The following is a 19352-nucleotide window of genomic DNA, read 5'->3' on the forward strand; positions in this document are numbered from 1 at the left end:
CTTAGTTGTTGGCCACCGGCATCGGCCGGCCGCCGCTGAAGGTCGACCACGCCGGCACCCGCAGGACGTTGCCATTGCTGTCCAGGAACAGCGTCCCGGTCGCGCCGGCCAGGCCGTCTTCGGTCGCGACCTTGTCCAGGTAGGCGCTGATCTTCCAGGCGTCGAAACCGAATGCGAACAGGCGACCGGCCGCGCCGCGCGCGGTCGGCAGGATCTGCCCGGCGGTCGCGGCCGGGGGCAGGCCGGCCACGCCGCGCACGTTCCAGGCTTCGTTCGGGTAGACGATGCCGTCCAGCGCCATGTCTTCTTCCGGCTTGCCGGTGCCCAGGGTCAGCTGCGAGGTGCCCACGCGGGTGGCGCCGCCCACACCGGCCAGCGCCAGCTGCGGGGCCAGCGCGCGCGCCTGCGGTGCCTTCACCGCCAGCAGCACGCCGTCCACCGCGCCGGCGGCACGCAGCTGCGCGCCGATGTCGCCCACGGTGTCGCTCACACCCACGGTGGCCAGCACCTGGCCGCCGCGCTGGGTGAAGCGCTCGCGGAAGGCGGCGGCGGTACGGCGGCCGTTGTCGTCATTGCTGTGGAGCACCAGCACCTTGCTGCGTTCGCGGCTGCGCAGGTACTCGGCGGCGATGATGCCGTCGTCTTCCGGTGCCAGCGAAAAACCGGCGCTGCCGGCCGGCGGACTGCTCTTGCCGCGGTTCAGCGCCAGCACCGGCACCGGCAGTTCGGTACGGCCGAACACGGCGTCCACTTCATCGCGGCCCAACGGCCCGACGATGAAGTCCACGCCGGCAACGACGGCCTTGTCATACGCGGCCACGGCGCCGGCCGGGGTACCGGCGGTATCGATGAACTGGATATCCGGGCGCTGCCGGCTTTCACCGTAGTAGCCGCTGAGCAGGCCATCGCGCACGGGCTGGGCGGCGGTGGCCAGGCGGCCGCTGAGCGGCAGCAGCACAGCCATCTTCACCGGCGGGCGGTAGCCATCGCTCATCGCCGGCGGACGCTTGCTGGTGTCGAACTGGGCCACGCCATCACGGTCGAACGGGCGCGGCAGCGGCAGCCCACGTGCGATCAGGGCGCGGCCGGCGAAGTTGTACAGCGGCTCGTTGGCCGGCAGCGCCGCAGCGCGGGCACGCAGGGTGGCATCGTCCAGCGTGCCGAGCAGACCGGCAATGGCCTGCTGGTTGTCGGTGCGTGCCTGGCCGGTCAGCGCGGCGTGCGCACGGGCGCGCTCGGTGGCCGCACCCATCGCATCGCCGGTGGCCTGCAGCGCATTGGCGCGCGCCAGCTGCCAGCGCGTGCGCAGCGGCGCGGAGACGGTGTCGGAGGATTCGTTCAGGAAGGCCAGTGCCTGGGCAGGCTGCTTGTCGGCCAGGGCCAGCTCGGCGCTGGTCAGCTGGAAGCGCTGCAGGCTGGCGCCGCTGAGCTGGCGCGCGGTGACCTGAGCCAGCAGGCTGCGCGCGCGGGCGTTGTCGCCGGCCTCGCGCCAGGCAAAGGCCGCATCGGCCAGCGCGGCGCCGCGGGCGTTGCCGCGCAGGGTGTTGGCCAGCGCTTCCAGCTGTACGGCGGCGTCACGCGGCTTGCCCTGGTCGATCAGCGCCAGGGCCTGGCTCTGCGCCGGCGATTCCGGGGCGCTGGTCAGGCTGGTCGTGGCGCAGCCGGCAAGCAGCAGCAGCGACAACGACAGGGCGGAGATGCGTGCGGCGGGCTTGTTCATCATCAGGTCCATTCGAGGGTGGCTCGTACACGTTAGGATTCTACCCTTGACCTGTGAGTGCCGTTGCGATGAGTGCTGTCCCCACGCTGTATGTCGTTGCCACCCCGATCGGCAACCTGTCCGACCTGACGCCGCGGGCGCAGGAGGTGCTGCGTTCGGTGGCCGCGATCTGCGCCGAGGACACCCGCCGCAGCGGCCAGCTGCTGGCCCACTTCGGCATCCAGCAGCCGCTGGTGGCCCTGCACGACCACAATGAAGAGGTGCTGGCCCAGCGCATCGTGGCGCGGCTGCAGGCGGGCGAATCGCTGGCGCTGGTCAGTGATGCCGGGACGCCGCTGGTCAGCGACCCCGGCTACCGGCTGGTCCGTGCCGCGCGCGAGGCCGGCATCCGGGTCAGCCCGGTTCCCGGCGCCTGTGCGGCCATTGCCGCGCTCAGCGTGGCCGGGCTGCCCAGCGACCGCTTTACCTTCGAAGGCTTCCTGCCGGCGAAGGGGTCCGGCCGCCGCGAACGCCTGCAGGCGCTGGCAGGGGAAACCCGCACGCTGGTGTTTTACGAATCCTCACACCGCATCGCGGAGTCGCTCGCAGACATGGTGGCCGCATTCGGCCCAACACGGCCCGCAGTGTTGGCGCGCGAACTGACCAAGCTGTTCGAGACTGTGCTCGACGGCGACCTGGCCATCCTGCTGCAGCAGGTCGAAGCCGACGACAACCAGCGCAAAGGCGAATTCGTGGTGATGGTGCAGGGTGCGGCCAACGATGAAGAGGCCCAGCTCGCGCAGGGCCGCCGCCTGTACGCCAAGCTCAGCGAACACCTGCCACCCTCGGCAGCCGCCAAACTCGCCGCCGAACTCACCGGCGCCCCGCGAAAAGCGTTGTACGGCTCGTAAACGGCATTGCAGTGGATTCGTGGAAATTTCCGGGCGGCTGGCTGATTGATCCCGACCTGCGGACGTTACGTAACACGTCGTAGCCCCGGCCGTTGGCCGGACACCGCGCGCAGCGCGGCTCAAGCGCCCGGAGACGGTAACGCAACAACTGCGGCCAACGCCCCGGCGTTCAAAGGTTCCGAAGCCGCCGGTCAGGGTTCATGACGCCGGCACGAAGAGCAGCCGGCCAACGGCCAGCGCTACGAATTGATACGGGCCCATTGGGATCGGTATCAATCAACCAGGGGCCAGGATCCGTTACGGTGGTAGACTACCCACGGCAGAGCCGGCCAGACAGTCGCGTCATTCCTTCGGGAATGCCGAGGAAAGTCCGGGCTCCGCAGGGCAAGGTGCCAGGTAACGCCTGGGCGGCGCGAGCCGACGGAAAGTGCAACAGAAAGATACCGCCTACGTTCCCTTCGGGGAGCCGGTAAGGGTGAAATGGTGCGGTAAGAGCGCACCGCGAGTCTGGCAACAGACCGGCACGGCAAACCCCACCTGGAGCAAGACCAAATAGGGTCCTCATGGCGCGGCCCGCGTCGGGACCGGGTAGGTTGCTTGAGCGCCACGGTGACGTGGCGCCTAGAAGAATGACTGTCCACGACAAAACCCGGCTTATCGGCCGGCTCTGCCGCTTTTTCCGCCGACGGCGAAGAAGCCCCCTCAGCTAAGGGGGCTCCTCGTTCGTCAGGCTTGCGGGCCCATTCGATACTGGGCCGCCGAGATGAACTGGCTGAACGCTTCGCACCACACCACCACGGTGGTGTAGTCGTCGATGTCCACGTGGTCGGGCACGTCCAACAGGAAGCGGTTGAAGGTCTTTACGTCACCGATCAGCGTGGCGTCCTGCTTGATCCGCAGGAAATCGCCGCGGGTGTCGACGTATTCGCGCGACAGGTACACCTTGTAATCCGGGCCGGGGCCCATGCGGCCATCGAAGGCGATCTGGCTGTGGCTCACGCTGACCTTGCCGTCGGCCCAATGCACCGCGTCACTGCCCTTGAGGTCGCGGCGGAAGCGGGCTTCATGGGTGCTGTTGGCCATCGCCTCGGCAACGCTGGACGCGCTGGGCCCATCCGGTGCGGTAAGGATGGGCAACAGGTATACCCCGCTGCCGAAGCCTGCTGCCAGGGTCAGCACATGGGTGGCCAGGAAAACGGTAATTCGTCGATTCATCAAGGGTCTCGGCTGGAGGGCGCCAACTGCGCCGGTACCAGACAAGAGCGACGAGCGGGCGGGAACGATCCGGACCGCCCCCGCTTCATTCACCCTGCAGCGGGGCGGGGCAACGGCCCGGGCGGGCCGACCGTGAGCGCGGTTTCGCCCACGCACGCGCCCGACGGGTCGAACCGACGCTCGCGGATGAAGCCCTGGCCCTGCGCATCCAGTGCGATCACGGTGCTGGCCCGGGTGCCGTACTCCGGGCTGCGGATGAAGGCGGCCGACAGCCAGCGCTCCCGCTCCAGGCCAATGCCGGTGTCGGGCAGGCGGGCGTCGTCGGCGCGGTTCTCGTCGGCCAGTGCCGCCCACAGCGGCGCCAGGTCCTCGCGGCCGGCGTCCACCCAGTCCTGCAGGGCGGCATTCAAGGTCAGGGTCTTGGGCCATGGCGCGTCCAGCGGGCCGTTGGACATGCCGTGGATACCCGGCGCCAGGGCCTGCCGCAGCAGCGGGTGGTTGCCCAGGAACTGGCAGCTGTCCCGATCGGCCAGCAGCAGGTTGAACGGGGCAAAGGCCGGGGCGTTGCCGGCCAGCGCGTCGGCAAAGGCGGCCGCAGAACCGGTGCCGCGCAGGTAGTCGGCTACCAGTGCACCGCGTGACGGGCCGGTCTGCCGGGCCAGCGGGTCGCGCACGTTGGTCACCACCGCCATCCGGCCATCCAGGCCGACGCCGGCCCAGGTGCCACCCGAACGCAGGTCGCGCCCGGCCAGCACGCCCAGGTCCGGTGCGGGCCACGCCGCCAACCCGGCGGTGGGGCGTGCATGGAATTCATCGCGGTTGCCGGCCATCAGCAACTGCCAGCGGGGGTGGACCTTCCAGGCCAAAGCAAGCAGACACATGCCCGGCATTGTGCCGGTTTTGCGCAGCAACGGGTCGCTTGGGACATGGGGGCGGATGAATGCGCGGAGATGTTTCACGCCACCTCCACACCCCTGAACTTCGCCCCAATCTCAAAAATTGAGACGAAACAGCAACTTGTGGATAAGCCTTGAACAAGTCTCTAAACATTGCTGCAAGCCCTTGATGTCCAAGGTGATTTCCCCTTCGCAAAACTGTTGACAACCCAATCGGCACTGCTAAGGTGGGCAACAGAGGGGAAACCGGGTTTTTTGTGGTTTTTCGTGGTTCAATGTTTCATCCAGGCGAAGGAAAGGTGTACGCGTCGTGTTTCAGGGCGAGACGGCCATCACGGTTGACGATAAAGGACGCATGGCGGTTCCCACCGCGCATCGCGACCTCGTCGCGCGTGTGAGCAACAACCGCCTGGTCCTGACCTACAACCCCTTCGAGTCCGGCTGCCTCTGGCTGTATGCCGAGCAGGAGTGGGAACGGGTCCGCGACGACGTCATGGCCAAGCCCAACACACAGCGCGTCGTGCGCCTGCTGCAACAGAAGCTGGTCGGTTCGGCCGCGCATCTGGAGCTGGATGGCAACGGTCGCATCAGTATCCCGGCAAGCCACCGCAACGCTGTTGGCATTGAAAAGAAGGCGGTGTTGCTCGGCATGGGCGACAAATTCGAATTGTGGAGCGAGCAGGCTCATCGCGCACTGATCCAGCAGACGTTGTCTGACGAGGATCTGGGCGATGGGTTGCTCGACCTGAAGTTGTGACCCGGGGTGCCCGGGTGCGCGGAGGCGCGCAGGCCGGTCACCTTCCGGTGTCGCAGTCGCCGGCGGGCCATCTGCCGGTGCTGTACACGCAGGTCCTGGACGGCCTGAGGGTGATCGAAAACGGAACGTATCTCGATGGCACGTTTGGTCGTGGCGGTCACGCCCGCGGCGTGCTCGAGCAACTCGGTCCTGGAGGCCGGCTGTTGGTCATGGACAAGGATCCGGAGGCAATCGCGGTAGCCGAGCGTGATTTCGCGCCGGACCCGCGCGTCTCGATCTTCCGTGGCAGTTTCGCCGACCTGCTGCACTGGAACGCAACCGCCGACGGCCTGGACGGGGCGCTGTTCGACCTCGGCGTGTCCTCGCCGCAGCTGGACGTGGCCGAGCGCGGTTTCAGCTTCGGCAAGGACGGCCCGCTGGACATGCGCATGGACCCGGACAGCGGCGAAAGCGCGGCGCAGTGGCTCAACCGTGTCGAAGAGCGCGAGCTGATGGATGTGCTGTGGACCTATGGCGAGGAACGCCAGGGGCGCCGCATCGCCCGCGCGATCATCGCCCGCCGCGACAAGCAGCCGTTCACCCGCACCGCCGAGCTGGCTGAACTGATCGCTTCGGTGATGCCGCGTGGCAAAGACAAGATCCACCCGGCCACGCGCAGCTTCCAGGCCATCCGCATCCACATCAACCGCGAACTGGCCGACCTTGAAGCCGGCCTTGACGCGGCGATGGCGCGTCTCAAGCCGGGTGGCCGGCTGGCGGTGATCAGCTTCCATTCGCTGGAAGACCGCATCGTCAAGCAGTTCATGAACCGCCACGCCAAGGCCCCGCCGACCAATCGCCGGTTGCCCGAGCTGGCGGCGTTCGTGCCGACGCTGGATCTGATCGGCGGCGCCATCAAGGCCGAGGACGACGAGCTGGCGGTCAACCCGCGCTCGCGCAGCGCCGTGCTGCGCGTGGCCGAAAAGCGCGGGGTGGTGTGATGAGCCGCCTGCTGCTGGTCGTGCTGCTGGCCTGCACCATCGCCTCGGCGATCGGCGTGGTGTTCATGCGCCACCGCCACCGGCAGACCTTCGTGGAGCTGTCGCGCGTGGAGCGCGCCCGCGACGAACTGAACATTGAATTCGGCCGCCTGCAGCTGGAACAGGCCACCCTGGCCGAAGCCACCCGCGTTGACCGCGTGGCCCGCGAGCGGCTGGGCATGAAGTTCCCCGAGGCGGCCGATGTCGTGGTGGTACGGCCATGAACAAGACCGGCCGCAACCGCACCCGCAACGCCTTCAACCTGCGCCAGCGCCTGAAGTGGGTCGGCCTGGCGCTGGGCCTGTGCTCGGTGTCGCTGGTCGGCCGCGCCGCCTACGTGCAGATCATCAACAGCGATTTCTACCAGCGCCAGGGCGAAGCCCGCTACCTGCGCGAGCTGCCCATCAACACCTCGCGCGGCATGATCACCGACCGCAACGGCGAACCGGTGGCGGTGTCCACCCCGGTCGCCTCGATCTGGGTCAACCCGCAGGAGCTGATGCGCTCGCCCGACCGCATTCCGGAACTGGCCACCGCGCTGGGCATGCCGCTGGACGAGCTGACCTCGAAGCTGAGCCAGAAGGCGGACAAGGAATTCATGTACCTGCGCCGCCGGATCAATCCCGACGACGCCGAGAAGGTGGTTGCCCTGAAGATCCCGGGCGTGGCCTCGCAGCGCGAGTTCCGCCGCTTCTACCCGCAGGGTGAGGCGATGGCGCACGTGCTCGGCTTCACCAACATCGACGACCGCGGCCAGGAAGGGCTGGAGCTGGCCTTCGACGAATGGCTGCGCGGCAAGGCCGGCGCCAAGCGGGTGATCCGCAACCGCAAGGGCGAGACCGTCGAAAGCGACCTGCTGCGCGCCGCCGAACCGGGCAAGGACCTGACCCTGAGCATCGACCGTCGCATCCAGTTCCTGGCGTTCAAGGAACTGCGCAACGCGCTGATCGAGAACAAGGCCGCGGGCGGTTCGATGGTGATCATGGACGTGGCCACCGGCGAAGTGCTGGCCATGGTCAACCTGCCGACCTACAACCCCAATGCGGTGGGCGGCGCGGCGCCGGACACCCGCCGCAACCGCGCCGTGACCGACCTGGTCGAGCCGGGTTCGACCATGAAGCCGCTGACCATCGCCTCGGCGCTGCAGTCCGGCGTGGTCACCAAGGACACCACGGTCGACACCAACCCGGGCTACATGGCGATCGGCCGCTACACCATCAAGGACGTGCCGCGGAACAACGGCGTGCTCAACGTCACCGGCGTGATCACCCGCAGCTCGAACATCGGCGCGGCCAAGATCGCGGCCAAGATGCCCGACCAGGTGTTCTACGACCACGTCCACAGCTTCGGCTATGGCAGCGCTCCGCACAGCGGTTTCCCCGGCGAATCGGCGGGCGTGCTGCCGCGCCCGGCGCGCTGGAGCGGTTCGTCCAAGACCACCATGTCCTACGGCTATGGCCTGAATGTCACCCCGCTGCAGATCGCCACGGCGTACTCGGCGCTGGGCAATGGCGGCAAGCTGATCGCGCCGACCTTCGTCAAGGGCCAGCGCAACGAAGGCAAGCAGATCATCGACGAGAACATCGCCAAAGAGGTCGTGGCGATGATGGAAACGGTGGTCACCCAGGGCGGCGCCAAGCAGGCGGCGGTGCTGGGTTACCACGTGGCCGGCAAGACCGGTACCGCACGCAAGGCCGGCCCGGGCGGCTACGAGCGTGGCCACTACAACGCGCTGTTCGCCGGCGTGGTGCCGGCCAGCAACCCGCGCTTTGCCACGGTGATCGTCATCAACGACCCGCAGGCCGGCAAGTACTACGGCGGCCTGGTGTCCGCGCCGGTGTTCCACAACGTCATGGAAGGCGCGCTGCGCCTGATGGACGTGCCGCCGGACGACATCGATTCCTGGCTGGCGGCCCAGCAGTCCGGAAAGATGGGCCACGCCGCCTCCTCGCTGCCGACCCCGCCGCCGGCCGAGGCGGTGGTTGCGCCCGACGCCGCCGCTGAATTCGATGCCGCGCTGCCCAGCGCGCACGCCACGTTGCCGCCCGCGCAGGGAGGCACGCAATGAGCCAGATGATGTTGCTTTCGCAGTTGCTTCCCGATGTGGTGCTGAGCCACGACCCGTCCATCACCGGCCTGGTGCTGGACAGCCGCGCGGTGCGCCCCGGCAATGCCTTTGTCGCCATTGCCGGCTTCGGCGCGCACGGGCTGGGCTTTGTCGACCAGGCCCGCGCCGCCGGTGCGGCCGCGATCCTGTTCGAACCGCCGGCGCCGGCGGAGCTGCCGGCACCGGCCGATGCCATTGCCGTGCCGGGCCTGCGCACGCGCATGGGCGCCATGGCCGACCAGTTCCATGGCCAGCCCTCGCGCGCGATGACCATGGTCGGCGTGACCGGCACCAACGGAAAAACCTCCACCGTGCAGCTGCTGGCCCAGGCCTGGCACCTGCTCGGCACCGCCAGTGGCAGCATCGGCACCTTGGGCGTGGGTCTGTACGGCGATGTCGTGCCGACCGGCTTCACCACGCCGCTGGTGCTGCAGATGCATGAAGTGCTGGCGCAGCTGCGTGACCAGGGCGCCAGGGCGGTGGCCATGGAAGTGAGCTCGCATGCGCTCGACCAGGGCCGCGTGGATGCCGTGCACTACGACGTGGCGGTGTTCACCAACCTCACCCGCGACCATCTCGATTACCACGGCGACATGGCCCAGTACGGCGCGGCCAAGGCCAAGCTGTTCCACCGCGCCGGCCTGAAGGCCGCGGTGGTGAACCTGGATGACAGCTTCGGCAGCGAACTGCTGCGCACGGTCGATGCCGGCGTCGCCCGGATCGGGGTCAGCTCGCGCGGTGCGCAGCAGGCCACTTTGCGCGCCGACTCGCTCAAGCTCGATGGCCGTGGCATTGCCTTCGATCTGGTGGTCGACGGTGCACGTCACCCGGTGCAGTCGCCGCTGCTGGGCCGCTTCAACGTGGACAACCTGCTGGCCGTGGCCGGCGTGCTGCACGCGCTGGGCCATGCCCCCGAGGCGATCGCCGCGCTGGTGTCGCAGCTGCAGCCGATCGCCGGGCGCATGAACCGCCTCGGCGGCGAACGCGGCCTGCCGACCGTGGTGGTCGATTACGCGCATACCCCCGATGCATTGGAGCAGGCCCTGCAGAGCCTGCAGGGCCACCTGCAGGGCAGGCTGTTCTGCGTGTTCGGCTGCGGCGGCGAACGCGACGCGGGCAAGCGCCCGCAGATGGCGGCCATCGCCGAACGCCTGGCCCAGCAGGTGATCGTCACCGACGACAACCCGCGCGGCGAGGATGGCGACGCCATCGTGGCCGACATCCTGGCTGGTTTCACTGCCCCCGACGCGGTCACCGTGCAGCGCAACCGCGCGCGCGCGATCGGCCTGGCGGTGAAGCTGGCCGGCCCTGGCGACATCGTGCTGCTGGCCGGCAAGGGGCATGAGCCCTATCAGGAAGTGCGCGGGGTCAAGCACGACTTCGACGACACCCTGGTGGCCGCTGCCGCGCTCAGCGCCAAGGAGGCCATCCTGTGAAGCGCACGCCGCTCTCGCTGATCGCCCATTGGGCCGGGGGTGACATCCATGGCGATGACACCGCCATCGACGCCATCAGCAACGACACCCGCACGTTGGCGCCGGGCAGCCTGTACGTGGCACTGCGTGGCGAGCGCTTCGACGGCCATGATTTCGCTGCCGACGCAGTGGCCCGTGGCGCCAGCGCGATGCTGGTCGAACGCCTGCTCGACGTGGCCGTGCCGCAGATCGTGGTCGGCGACAGCGAGCATGCGCTTGGCCGGATCGCGGCAGGCATGCAGCGTGATCGCGCCGCACGCGTGTTCGCCATCACCGGCAGCAACGGCAAGACCAGCGTCAAGAGCCTGCTGCTGGCGATCCTGGAGCAGGTCGCGCGCGAGCAGCGCGCGGTGGTGTACGCCAACCCCGGCAACCGCAACAACGAGATCGGCCTGCCGCTGGCGGTGATCGATGCGCCGGAAGATGCCGATTACGCCATCTACGAGATGGGCGCCGGCAAGCCGGGTGACATCGCCTACCTCACCGACATCGCGCGCCCGCAGTACGCGCTGGTCAACAACATCGCCCCGGCCCACCTGGAGCGGATGGGCAGCCTGCAGGGCGTGGCCAGCACCAAGGGCGCCATCTACGCCGCACTGCCGGCCGATGGCGTAGCGGTGATCAATGCCGATGACGCCTTCGGCATCTGGTTTGAACAGCACATCGTCGGCCAGCCGCCGCGCAGCCGCGTGCTGCGTTATGGCCTGGACCACAGCGCCGATGTGACCGCGCAGCAGATCCGCGCGACCGCAGACGGCAGCCGGTTCCTGCTGGTCAGCCCGGCCGGCAGCGTGGATATCGCCTTGGCGCTGCCGGGCCGCCACAACGTCAGCAACGCCCTGGCCGCCGCATCGCTGGCGCTGGCGGCGGGCATCGGCCTGGATTCGATTGCCGCCGGCCTGGCCCGTGCCGAACCGGTACCCGGCCGCCAGATCGCGCACCGGCTGCCCAATGGCGTCGTGCTGATCGATGACAGCTACAACGCCAACCCCGGTTCGCTGGCCGCTGCCATCGATGCGCTGGCCGCGTCGAAGGACGAGGCCTGGCTGGTGCTGGGTGACATGCGCGAACTCGGCCCGGATGGCGAGGCACTGCATGCGCAGGCCGGGCGCCGTGCCCGCGATGCCGGCCTGAAGCGGCTGTACACGCTGGGCACGCTGAGCGCGGCGGCATCCCAGGCGTTCGGCGACGGTGGCCGTCATTTCCAGAGCCACGACGCGCTGGCTGCCGCGCTGGCCGACGAACTGCATGCTGGCGTGCGCTGCCTGGTCAAGGGCTCGCGCGGCAGCGCCATGGACAAGATTGTAAAAGCGCTGCTGGCGCGAGGAGAGGAAACCCCCCATGTTGCTTGAACTGGCCCGATGGTTGCAGCAGTTGGAGAGCCTGTTCGGGCTGTTCGGCTACCTGACTCTGCGAGGCATCCTGGCCGCGCTTACCGCGCTGTTCCTGTCGCTGTGGCTGGGCCCGGCGATGATCCGCAAGCTGGCCCAGTTCAAGGGCGGCCAGCCGATCCGTACCGACGGCCCGCAGACCCACTTCTCCAAGGCCGGCACGCCGACCATGGGCGGTTCGCTGATCCTGCTCACCATCACCCTGTCGGTGCTGCTGTGGGCCGACCTGCGCAACCGCTACGTGTGGGTGGTGCTTGCGGTGATGCTGTGCTTCGGCGCCATCGGCTGGTACGACGACTGGATCAAGATCGTACGCCGCGACCCGAACGGCCTGAAGTCGCGCTGGAAGTACCTGCTGCAGTCGATCTTCGGCCTGGCCGCCGGCCTGTTCCTGTTCTACACCGCCGACGTGCCGGCCGCGCTGACCTTCTACATCCCGATGTTCAAGTCGGTGGCGCTGCCGCTGGCGGGCATCAGCTTCGTGGCCATCGCCTACTTCTGGATCGTCGGCTTCTCCAACGCGGTCAACCTGACTGACGGCCTGGATGGGTTGGCGATCATGCCGACGGTGCTGGTGGCCTGCGCGCTGGGCGTGTTCGCCTATGCCTCGGGCAACGTGGTGTTCTCCAACTACCTGCAGATCCCGCAGATCCCCGGTGCTGGCGAACTGGTGATCATCTGCGCGGCGATCGCCGGTGCGGGCCTGGGCTTCCTGTGGTTCAACACCTACCCGGCGATGGTGTTCATGGGCGACATCGGCGCGCTGGCGCTGGGCGCGGTGCTGGGCACCATCGCGGTGATCACCCGCCAGGAACTGGTGCTGGTGATCATGGGCGGCGTGTTCGTGATTGAAACGCTGTCGGTGATGATCCAGGTCGCCTCGTTCAAGCTGACCGGCAAGCGCGTGTTCCGCATGGCGCCGATCCACCACCACTTCGAACTCAAGGGCTGGCCGGAGCCGCGCGTGATCGTGCGCTTCTGGATCATCTCGGTGGTGCTGGTGCTGATCGGCCTGGCCACGTTGAAGGTCCGCTGATGAACGACCTGTCGCGCCAGGCAACCCGCCTTGAAGCCATCGGAGGCCACTTCGACAAGTGGCTGCTGGGCGCGATCATCACGCTCACCGGGCTGGGCGTGGTGATGGTCGCGTCGAGCTCGATCGCCCTGATGAGCAGCCCGTTCTACTACCTCAACCGCCATCTGATCTTCCTGGCGGTGGGCATCGTGCTGGCCGGGCTGGCCATGCGCACCGAGCTCAAGAGCATCGAGCAGTACAACCAGATGCTGCTGCTGGGCTGCTTCGCGCTGCTGGTGGTGGTGTTCATTCCCGGCCTGGGCAGCAGCGTCAACGGCGCCCGGCGCTGGATCAATCTGGGTTTCTCCAAGTTCCAGACCGTCGAAGCAGTGAAGGTGCTCTACATCGTGTGGCTGTCCAGCTACCTGGTGCGCTTCCGCGACGAGGTCAACGCGACCTGGCCGGCGATGCTCAAGCCGCTGGGCGTGGCCGGCGCGCTGGTGGTGCTACTGCTGCTTCAGCCCGACTTCGGTTCCTCCACCCTGCTGCTGGCGATCACCGCCGGCATGCTGGTGCTGGGCGGGGTGAACCTGCCGCGCATGTCGATGCCGATCGTGTTTGGCCTGGTGGCGATGAGCGCGCTGGCGATCATCGAACCCTACCGCATGCGCCGCATCACCTCGTTCTGGGACCCGTGGGCCGACCAGCAGGGCGACGGCTACCAGCTGTCCAACGCGCTGATGGCGGTGGGCCGTGGCGAGTGGACCGGCGTGGGCCTGGGCAATTCGGTGCAGAAGCTGTACTACCTGCCCGAAGCACACACCGACTTCATCTTCTCGGTCACCGCCGAAGAACTGGGGTTCGTCGGCACCTGCCTGATCGTGGCGCTGTACGCGCTGCTGGCCGGCCGCGCGTTCTGGATCGGCATGCGCTGCGTGGAAATGAAGCGGCACTTCTCCGGCTACATCGCCTTCGGCATCGGCCTGTGGGTGAGCATGCAGAGTTTCGTCTCGATCGGCGTGAACCTGGGCATCCTGCCGACCAAGGGCCTGACCCTGCCACTGATTTCGTCTGGCGGTTCGAGCATCCTGATGACCTGCGTGGCGATGGGCCTGCTGCTGCGCGTGTCCTACGAACTGGACCGTGCCGAGCGCCGCCAGGCCGTGCGCATGGGCGCGGCAGAACTGGATGATGCCGCGCCGGTCGATGCGCCGGCCCGTGCCAGCGCCGTGGCCGCTGCCATGCAGGAAAGCAACGCACGTGCCTCCGCGCAGCGCGACAGCGCCCCGCGTGGGACCAGCCGCATGCAGCAGCGGATCGAGCCGACCCTGGGGAGGATGGGATGAACGCCCAGCATTCCCCGCGTCCGGTGATGATCATGGCCGGCGGTACCGGTGGCCACATCTTCCCCGGCCTGGCCGTGGCCAAGGTGCTGCGCGAACGCGGCATTCCAGTGACCTGGCTGGGCAGCATCGGCGGCATGGAAACGCGCCTGGTGCCGCAGCACGACATTCATATCGACACGCTGGCGATCAGCGGCCTGCGTGGCAAGGGCAAGCTGGCGCTGCTGACCGCGCCTGGCCGCCTGCTGCGCGCCGTGCGCTCGGCCGGCTTCCTGATCCGCGACCGCCAGCCGCGCGCGGTGATCGCCTTCGGCGGCTTCGCCTCCGGTCCCGGGGGGCTGGCCGCACGCCTGCACGGCCTGCCGTTGCTGGTGCACGAACAGAACCGCGCGCCGGGCCTGACCAACCGCGTGCTCTCGCGTTTCGCACGCCGCGTGCTGACCGGGTTCCCGGGCAGCTTCGCCCAGCGCGAAGAAGCGGTCGGTAACCCGGTGCGGGCCGAGATTGCCGCCATTGCCGGACCCGAACAGCGCCTGGCCGGTCGCGAAGGCCCGCTGCGGGTGCTGGTGCTCGGTGGCAGCCAGGGTGCGCGTGCCCTCAACAACGCCGTGCCGCAGGCACTCGCCGCACTGGCCGGTCGCATCGCGGTCGACGTGCGCCACCAGAGCGGTGAAAAGCTGCACACCGAAGCGCTGCAGGCGTACCAGGATGCCGGTGTCACTGCGCGCGTCGAGCCGTTCATCGCCGACATGGCCGAAGCGTTCGCCTGGGCCGACCTGGTGGTCTGCCGCTCCGGCGCGTCCACCCTGGCCGAGCTGTGCGCGGTCGGCGTGGGCAGTGTGCTGGTGCCGTTCGCGGCGGCCGTCGACGATCACCAGACCCGCAACGCGGAGTACCTGGTCGAACGTGGTGCGGCCGTGTTGCTGAAGCAGGACGAAACGCTGGCCACGCGCCTGCAGGACGTACTGCGCGATCTGTCCGAAAATTCCGCCCGCCGCATGCAGATGGCAACCGCCGCGCGTGCCCTGGCCAAGGTCGATGCCGCCGAGCGCATCGCCGACATCATTCTCGAGGAATCCAAATGAACACCGTTACGCGAGGCCGCGCATGATCCGCCGCCTGCACGACACCAATGATCTGGTGCGCGCCTTCCCGCGCGTGCACTTCGTCGGCATCGGTGGCACCGGCATGAGCGGCATCGCCGAAGTGATGCTGACGCTGGGGTATGAGGTGTCCGGTTCGGACAATGCCGACAACGCCGCCACCCGTCGCCTGGCAGGGCTGGGCGCGCGCGTGATGCGCGGCCATTCGGCCGCCAATGTGCTGGGCACCGACTGCGTGGTGGTGTCCAGCGCGATCCGCGAGGACAACCCCGAACTGATGGAAGCGCGCAGCCAGCGCATTCCGATCATGCCGCGCGCGGCCATGCTGGCCGAGCTGATGCGCTTCCGCCGCGGCATCGCCGTGGCCGGCACGCACGGGAAGACCACCACCACCAGCCTGACCGCGGCGGTGCTGAGCGAAGGCGGGCTGGACCCGACGTTCGTGATCGGTGGCCAGCTGTTGGCCGCCGGTGCCAACGCCAAGCTTGGCAGTGGCCAGTGGCTGGTGGCCGAAGCCGACGAAAGCGATGGCAGCTTCCTGCGCCTGAATCCGCTGGTGTCGGTGATCACCAACATTGATGCGGACCACCTGGAGAACTACGGCAACGACTTCTCCCGCGTGCAGGCCGCCTTTGCCGAATTCCTGCAGCGCCTGCCGTTCTATGGGCTGGCGGTGCTGTGCATCGACGACCCGGAAGTGGCCGCGCTGGCCGCACAGACCCCGCGCCATGTCATGAGCTACGGCATGAGCAGCAATGCGGACGTGCGTGCCGAAGACGTGGTCCAGGATGGGCCGCGCATGCGCTTCACCCTGCGTCTGCCCGAAGGCAGCAGCTACCCGGTGACCCTGGCGCTGCCGGGCGCGCACAACGTGCTCAACGCGCTGGCCGCCGCTGCGGTGGGCTGGCAGCTGGGCGTGGCCCCGGATGCGATCGCCCGCGCGCTGGAAAGCTTCGCCGGCATCGGTCGCCGCTTCAACGACCTGGGCATCGTCACCACCCGCACCGGTGCCAAGGTGCGCGTGATCGACGACTACGGCCATCACCCTCGTGAGCTGGCTGCGGTGTTCGCCGCCGCGCGTGGCGGCTGGCCGTCGCAGCGCCTGGTGGTGGCGTTCCAGCCGCACCGCTACAGCCGTACCCGTGACCAGTTCGACGCGTTCGCCGCGGTGCTGTCCGAAGTGGACGCCCTGGTGCTGAGCGAGGTCTACCCGGCCGGCGAAGCGCCGATTCCCGGTGCCGATTCGCGCTCGCTGGCCCGCGCCATCCGCGCGCGCGGCCGCAGCGAACCGGTCGTGGTCGGCCAGGCGGCCGAACTGCAGCACGTGCTGCCTGACGTGCTGCAGGACGGCGACCTGCTGCTGATGATGGGCGCGGGCGACATCGGCCACGTTGCCCACCTGGTCGCCACCGATGGCTTCAACGAGGCACCCGCCGCATGAGCACGCTGACCTTCCCGCCGCTGCGCACCACCGACCCGGCCGTGTTCGGCCGCGTTGCCGTGCTGCTGGGCGGCACCTCCAGCGAACGCGAAGTGTCGCTGGATTCTGGCCGCAACGTGATCGAGGCGCTGCGCGCGCGCGGTGTCAACGCCATCGCGGTGGACGGCATTCCGGCCCTGGCCCTGGCGCTGGTGGAAAAGCGCTTCGACCGCGTCTTCAACATCCTGCACGGCCACAACGGCGGCGGTGAGGACGGCATCGTGCAGGGGCTGATGGAAGCCTTCGGCGTGCCGTACACCGGTTCGGGCGTGCTCGGTTCGGCGTTGGGCATGGACAAGATCCGCACCAAGCAGGTGTGGCTGTCGCTGGGCCTGCCCACCCCGCAGTACCGGAAGGTGGACAGCACCAATGTCCATGCGCTGGCGGCCGAACTCGGCCTGCCGGTGGTGGTCAAGCCGGCCAACGAAGGCTCCAGCGTCGGCATCAGCCGGGTCACCGACGAGGCTGGTCTGGATGAGGCGGTCGCACTGGCGGCCCGCTACGACGGCCAGCTGCTGATGGAGCAGATGGTGGTCGGCGACGAACTCACTGTGGGCATCCTCGGCGACCAGGCGCTGCCGTCGATCCGCATCGTGCCCAAGGGCCAGTGGTACGACTACAACGCCAAGTACATTGCGGAAGACACCCAGTACCTGTGCCCGGGCCTGGAAGGCGACGACGAAGCGGAGATCCGCCGGATCGCGCTGGCTGCGTTCCGCGCCGCCGGCTGCCGTGGCTGGGGTCGCGTTGACGTGATGCGCGACCGCAACAGCGGCGCGTTCTACCTGCTCGAAGTGAACACGGCGCCGGGCATGACCAGCCATTCGCTGGTGCCCAAGGCGGCTGGTCAGGCCGGCATCGGGTTTGAAGAGCTGGTCTGGCGCGTGCTGGAACAGACGTTGCCGCAAGGCTTCGGCACCTCGGAGGCCGCCTACGCATGAACGCGGTGCTGCGCATCTTCGTCTGGTTGCTGGCCCTGTCGCTGGTAGCGCTGCCCGTGGTGGCGGTGCTCAACGGCTGGGTCGGTGCCGAACGCTGGCCGTTGGCCAAGCTGCGCGTGCACGGTGAATTCAAGCGAGTGCCCGCCGAGCAGCTGCAGCAGGTGGTGCTGCCGTATGCGAAGTCCGGCTTCTTCGCGGTAAAGCTGCAGGACGCGCAGGACGCCATCGAAAAGCTGCCATGGGTGGAAAGCGCGCAGGTGCGCAAGCAGTGGCCCGACGTGCTGGAAATCACCCTGGTCGAGCACAAGCCGTTCGCGCGCTGGGGCAAGGACCGGCTGCTGTCCGAGCAGGGCAAGCTGTTCGCCACCCCGCAGAAGCTGCAGGACCTGGCATTGCCGGACCTGGATGGCCCGGACACGCAGACCGAAGAAGTGGTGGCGCTGTACAACGACGCACGCGCGCTGTTCGCGCCGGCCGGGGTGGATGTCACCCGGGTCAGCATGGATGCGCGCGGCAGCTGGTCGCTGCAGCTGAGCAACGGCACCGAAGTGGTGGTCGGCCGCGATGACGCGCGCTCGCGCCTGCAGCGCTTCGTGCGCGTGCTGCCGCAGCTGGCCAACCAGCAGGCGCCGATCGAACGCGCCGACCTCCGTTATACCAATGGTTTCACGCTGAGCTGGGGTACTCCCCCGGCCCCGGCCGCGCCGGCCAATGTGGCGCAACGCACGCAGGACAGGACATGAATCGCAAGGGTGACAAATCGCTGATCGTCGGGCTCGATATCGGCACCTCCAAGGTGGTGGCGCTGGTCGGCGAGTACTCGCCGGGCAATCCCATCGAGGTGATCGGCATCGGTTCGCATGAGTCGCGCGGCCTCAAGCGCGGCGTGGTGGTGGACATCGAATCGACCGTGCAGTCGATCCAGCGCGCGGTGGAAGAAGCCGAGCTGATGGCCGGCTGCGAGATCCGCTCGGTGTATGCCTCCATCTCCGGCAACCATGTGCAGTGCAAGAACTCGCCGGGGATCGTGCCGATCCGCGACGGTGAGGTGACCTGGGGCGACCTGGACCGCGTGCTGGATGCGGCCAAGGCCGTGGCGATCCCGGCCGACCAGAAGATCCTGCACGCGATCCCGCGCGAATACGTGCTGGACGATTCGCAGGAAGGCATCCGCAACCCGGTCGGCATGACCGGCGTGCGCCTGGAGGTGCATGCGCACCTGGTGGTATGCGCGCAGTCGGCCGCGGCCAACATCAGCAAGTGCGTGCAGCGCTGCGGCCTGCAGGTGGATGACCTGGTCCTGTCCTCGCTGGCCTCCAGCGTGGCCGTGCTGACCGCCGACGAGCGCGAACTGGGCGTGGTGCTGGTCGACATGGGCGCCGGCACCACCGACCTGGCCGTGTTCGTGCAGGGCGCGATCTGCCACACCGCCTCGCTGCCGATCGCCGGCGACCACGTCACCAACGACATCGCGCACATGCTGCGCACGCCGACCCCGGAAGCCGAGCAGATCAAGGTGCGCTACGCGTGCGCGCTGGCCCAGCTGGCCACCGCCGAGGAAAGCATCCAGGTGCCCAGCGTGGGCGACCGTCCGCCGCGCCGCATGCCGCGCCACGCGCTGGCGCAGGCAGTGCAGGGCCGTTACGAGGAAATCTTCGAGATGGTGCAGGCCGAACTGCGCCGTTCCGGCTTCGAGGAACTGGTGCGCGCCGGCATGGTGCTCACCGGCGGTGCCTCGAAGATGGAAGGCGTGGTCGAACTGGCCGAGGAAATGCTGCAGATGCCGGTACGCGTAGGCATTCCGCAGCACGTCACGGGGCTGGGCGAAGTGGTCGGCAACCCGGTGCACGCCACCGGCGTGGGCCTGCTGCTGATGGGCAGCCAGATCGAACACCCGCGCCGCCCGTCGCTGCCCACCGGGCGCGCAGGCAGCATGTTCAACAAATTGAAAACCTGGTTCCGCGGCGAGTTCTGACGCGGCACCTCAACGCGGCGACGCG

The 19352-nt window shown here is 68.4% G+C and carries 17 protein-coding genes and 1 other RNA gene; 15 read left to right on the plus strand and 3 right to left on the minus strand.

The features are described 5' to 3' along the window. Position 1: 1 nt before the first annotated feature. Positions 2-1720 carry a penicillin-binding protein activator gene (locus KVS69_RS03535; RefSeq protein WP_217536969.1) on the minus strand — a complete coding sequence of 573 codons (1719 nt, stop codon included), beginning with the start codon at positions 1718-1720 and terminating at the stop codon, positions 2-4. A gap of 68 nt (positions 1721-1788) precedes the next feature. On the opposite strand from KVS69_RS03535, the gene rsmI reads away from it, so the two are divergent. Next, the gene (gene rsmI, locus KVS69_RS03540; RefSeq protein ID WP_217536972.1) at positions 1789-2610 is read left to right on the plus strand and encodes a 16S rRNA (cytidine(1402)-2'-O)-methyltransferase; all 822 of its coding nucleotides are present in this window, start codon (positions 1789-1791) and stop codon (positions 2608-2610) included. Positions 2611-2931: 321 nt separating this feature from the next. Beyond that, positions 2932-3283, plus strand: an RNA gene (gene rnpB, locus KVS69_RS03545) — RNase P RNA component class A. A 53-nt stretch (positions 3284-3336) separates the two neighbouring features. Here rnpB and KVS69_RS03550 read toward each other — a convergent pair. Further along, on the minus strand, positions 3337-3825 hold the full coding sequence (locus KVS69_RS03550) for a DM13 domain-containing protein (RefSeq protein WP_184124729.1): 489 nt from the start codon (positions 3823-3825) through the stop codon (positions 3337-3339). A gap of 89 nt (positions 3826-3914) precedes the next feature. Further along, positions 3915-4706 carry an NRDE family protein gene (locus KVS69_RS03555; protein ID WP_217536974.1) on the minus strand — a complete coding sequence of 264 codons (792 nt, stop codon included), beginning with the start codon at positions 4704-4706 and terminating at the stop codon, positions 3915-3917. A 325-nt stretch (positions 4707-5031) separates the two neighbouring features. Between KVS69_RS03555 and mraZ the strand changes: the two genes are divergently transcribed. From mraZ to ftsA, 13 genes are read left to right on the plus strand one after another with little or no spacing between them, the layout of a single operon-like run. Continuing rightward, positions 5032-5478 carry a division/cell wall cluster transcriptional repressor MraZ gene (gene mraZ / locus KVS69_RS03560; RefSeq protein ID WP_093536097.1) on the plus strand — a complete coding sequence of 149 codons (447 nt, stop codon included), beginning with the start codon at positions 5032-5034 and terminating at the stop codon, positions 5476-5478. 14 nt (positions 5479-5492) lie between these two features. Then, entirely contained in the window at positions 5493-6458 is a 966-nt protein-coding gene (rsmH, locus tag KVS69_RS03565; protein ID WP_217537085.1) for a 16S rRNA (cytosine(1402)-N(4))-methyltransferase RsmH, read from the plus strand. Further along, on the plus strand, positions 6458-6721 hold the full coding sequence (ftsL, locus tag KVS69_RS03570; protein WP_068849221.1) for a cell division protein FtsL: 264 nt from the start codon (positions 6458-6460) through the stop codon (positions 6719-6721). The genes rsmH and ftsL overlap by 1 nt, the downstream gene beginning before the upstream one ends. Further along, positions 6718-8565: a penicillin-binding transpeptidase domain-containing protein gene (locus KVS69_RS03575; protein WP_068849223.1), complete on the plus strand. Its 1848-nt coding sequence runs from the start codon at positions 6718-6720 to the stop codon at positions 8563-8565. The genes ftsL and KVS69_RS03575 overlap by 4 nt, the downstream gene beginning before the upstream one ends. Further along, positions 8562-10040 carry a UDP-N-acetylmuramoyl-L-alanyl-D-glutamate--2,6-diaminopimelate ligase gene (locus KVS69_RS03580; protein ID WP_093536093.1) on the plus strand — a complete coding sequence of 493 codons (1479 nt, stop codon included), beginning with the start codon at positions 8562-8564 and terminating at the stop codon, positions 10038-10040. Before KVS69_RS03575 ends, KVS69_RS03580 begins: the two co-directional genes overlap by 4 nt. Further along, positions 10037-11431, plus strand: coding sequence for a UDP-N-acetylmuramoyl-tripeptide--D-alanyl-D-alanine ligase (gene murF / locus KVS69_RS03585; protein WP_217536976.1), 1395 nt, complete (start codon positions 10037-10039; stop codon positions 11429-11431). Before KVS69_RS03580 ends, murF begins: the two co-directional genes overlap by 4 nt. Further along, on the plus strand, positions 11421-12506 hold the full coding sequence (gene mraY / locus KVS69_RS03590) for a phospho-N-acetylmuramoyl-pentapeptide-transferase (RefSeq protein WP_068849228.1): 1086 nt from the start codon (positions 11421-11423) through the stop codon (positions 12504-12506). The genes murF and mraY overlap by 11 nt, the downstream gene beginning before the upstream one ends. Next, positions 12506-13831 (plus strand): putative lipid II flippase FtsW, encoded by a 1326-nt coding sequence (ftsW, locus tag KVS69_RS03595; RefSeq protein ID WP_068849230.1) that lies wholly within the window; start codon positions 12506-12508, stop codon positions 13829-13831. Before mraY ends, ftsW begins: the two co-directional genes overlap by 1 nt. Next, on the plus strand, positions 13828-14913 hold the full coding sequence (murG, locus tag KVS69_RS03600) for an undecaprenyldiphospho-muramoylpentapeptide beta-N-acetylglucosaminyltransferase (RefSeq protein ID WP_217536979.1): 1086 nt from the start codon (positions 13828-13830) through the stop codon (positions 14911-14913). The genes ftsW and murG overlap by 4 nt, the downstream gene beginning before the upstream one ends. 22 nt (positions 14914-14935) lie before the next feature. Next, positions 14936-16372 carry a UDP-N-acetylmuramate--L-alanine ligase gene (murC, locus tag KVS69_RS03605; RefSeq protein ID WP_093536085.1) on the plus strand — a complete coding sequence of 479 codons (1437 nt, stop codon included), beginning with the start codon at positions 14936-14938 and terminating at the stop codon, positions 16370-16372. Further along, positions 16369-17352 carry a D-alanine--D-alanine ligase gene (locus KVS69_RS03610; RefSeq protein ID WP_217536981.1) on the plus strand — a complete coding sequence of 328 codons (984 nt, stop codon included), beginning with the start codon at positions 16369-16371 and terminating at the stop codon, positions 17350-17352. The genes murC and KVS69_RS03610 overlap by 4 nt, the downstream gene beginning before the upstream one ends. Next, the gene (locus KVS69_RS03615) at positions 17349-18095 is read left to right on the plus strand and encodes a cell division protein FtsQ/DivIB (protein WP_068849238.1); all 747 of its coding nucleotides are present in this window, start codon (positions 17349-17351) and stop codon (positions 18093-18095) included. Before KVS69_RS03610 ends, KVS69_RS03615 begins: the two co-directional genes overlap by 4 nt. Continuing rightward, entirely contained in the window at positions 18092-19327 is a 1236-nt protein-coding gene (gene ftsA / locus KVS69_RS03620) for a cell division protein FtsA (RefSeq protein ID WP_068849240.1), read from the plus strand. The genes KVS69_RS03615 and ftsA overlap by 4 nt, the downstream gene beginning before the upstream one ends. The last annotated feature ends 25 nt before the right edge of the window (positions 19328-19352 follow it).

The sequence above is a fragment of the Stenotrophomonas sp. GbtcB23 genome, assembly GCF_019091045.1.
Lineage (GTDB): Bacteria > Pseudomonadota > Gammaproteobacteria > Xanthomonadales > Xanthomonadaceae > Stenotrophomonas > Stenotrophomonas rhizophila_A.

What these genes read in the sequence shown, in the direction of transcription:
- KVS69_RS03535 (WP_217536969.1), bottom strand. Translation starts at nt 1,720, where the DNA reads ATGAACAAGCCCGCCGCACGCATCTCCGCCCTGTCGTTGTCGCTGCTG.
- rsmI (WP_217536972.1), top strand. Translation starts at nt 1,789, where the DNA reads ATGAGTGCTGTCCCCACGCTGTATGTCGTTGCCACCCCGATCGGCAAC.
- KVS69_RS03550 (WP_184124729.1), bottom strand. Translation starts at nt 3,825, where the DNA reads ATGAATCGACGAATTACCGTTTTCCTGGCCACCCATGTGCTGACCCTG.
- KVS69_RS03555 (WP_217536974.1), bottom strand. Translation starts at nt 4,706, where the DNA reads ATGTGTCTGCTTGCTTTGGCCTGGAAGGTCCACCCCCGCTGGCAGTTG.
- ftsL (WP_068849221.1), top strand. Translation starts at nt 6,458, where the DNA reads ATGAGCCGCCTGCTGCTGGTCGTGCTGCTGGCCTGCACCATCGCCTCG.
- KVS69_RS03575 (WP_068849223.1), top strand. Translation starts at nt 6,718, where the DNA reads ATGAACAAGACCGGCCGCAACCGCACCCGCAACGCCTTCAACCTGCGC.
- KVS69_RS03580 (WP_093536093.1), top strand. Translation starts at nt 8,562, where the DNA reads ATGAGCCAGATGATGTTGCTTTCGCAGTTGCTTCCCGATGTGGTGCTG.
- mraY (WP_068849228.1), top strand. Translation starts at nt 11,421, where the DNA reads ATGTTGCTTGAACTGGCCCGATGGTTGCAGCAGTTGGAGAGCCTGTTC.
- ftsW (WP_068849230.1), top strand. Translation starts at nt 12,506, where the DNA reads ATGAACGACCTGTCGCGCCAGGCAACCCGCCTTGAAGCCATCGGAGGC.
- murG (WP_217536979.1), top strand. Translation starts at nt 13,828, where the DNA reads ATGAACGCCCAGCATTCCCCGCGTCCGGTGATGATCATGGCCGGCGGT.
- murC (WP_093536085.1), top strand. Translation starts at nt 14,936, where the DNA reads ATGATCCGCCGCCTGCACGACACCAATGATCTGGTGCGCGCCTTCCCG.
- KVS69_RS03610 (WP_217536981.1), top strand. Translation starts at nt 16,369, where the DNA reads ATGAGCACGCTGACCTTCCCGCCGCTGCGCACCACCGACCCGGCCGTG.
- KVS69_RS03615 (WP_068849238.1), top strand. Translation starts at nt 17,349, where the DNA reads ATGAACGCGGTGCTGCGCATCTTCGTCTGGTTGCTGGCCCTGTCGCTG.
- ftsA (WP_068849240.1), top strand. Translation starts at nt 18,092, where the DNA reads ATGAATCGCAAGGGTGACAAATCGCTGATCGTCGGGCTCGATATCGGC.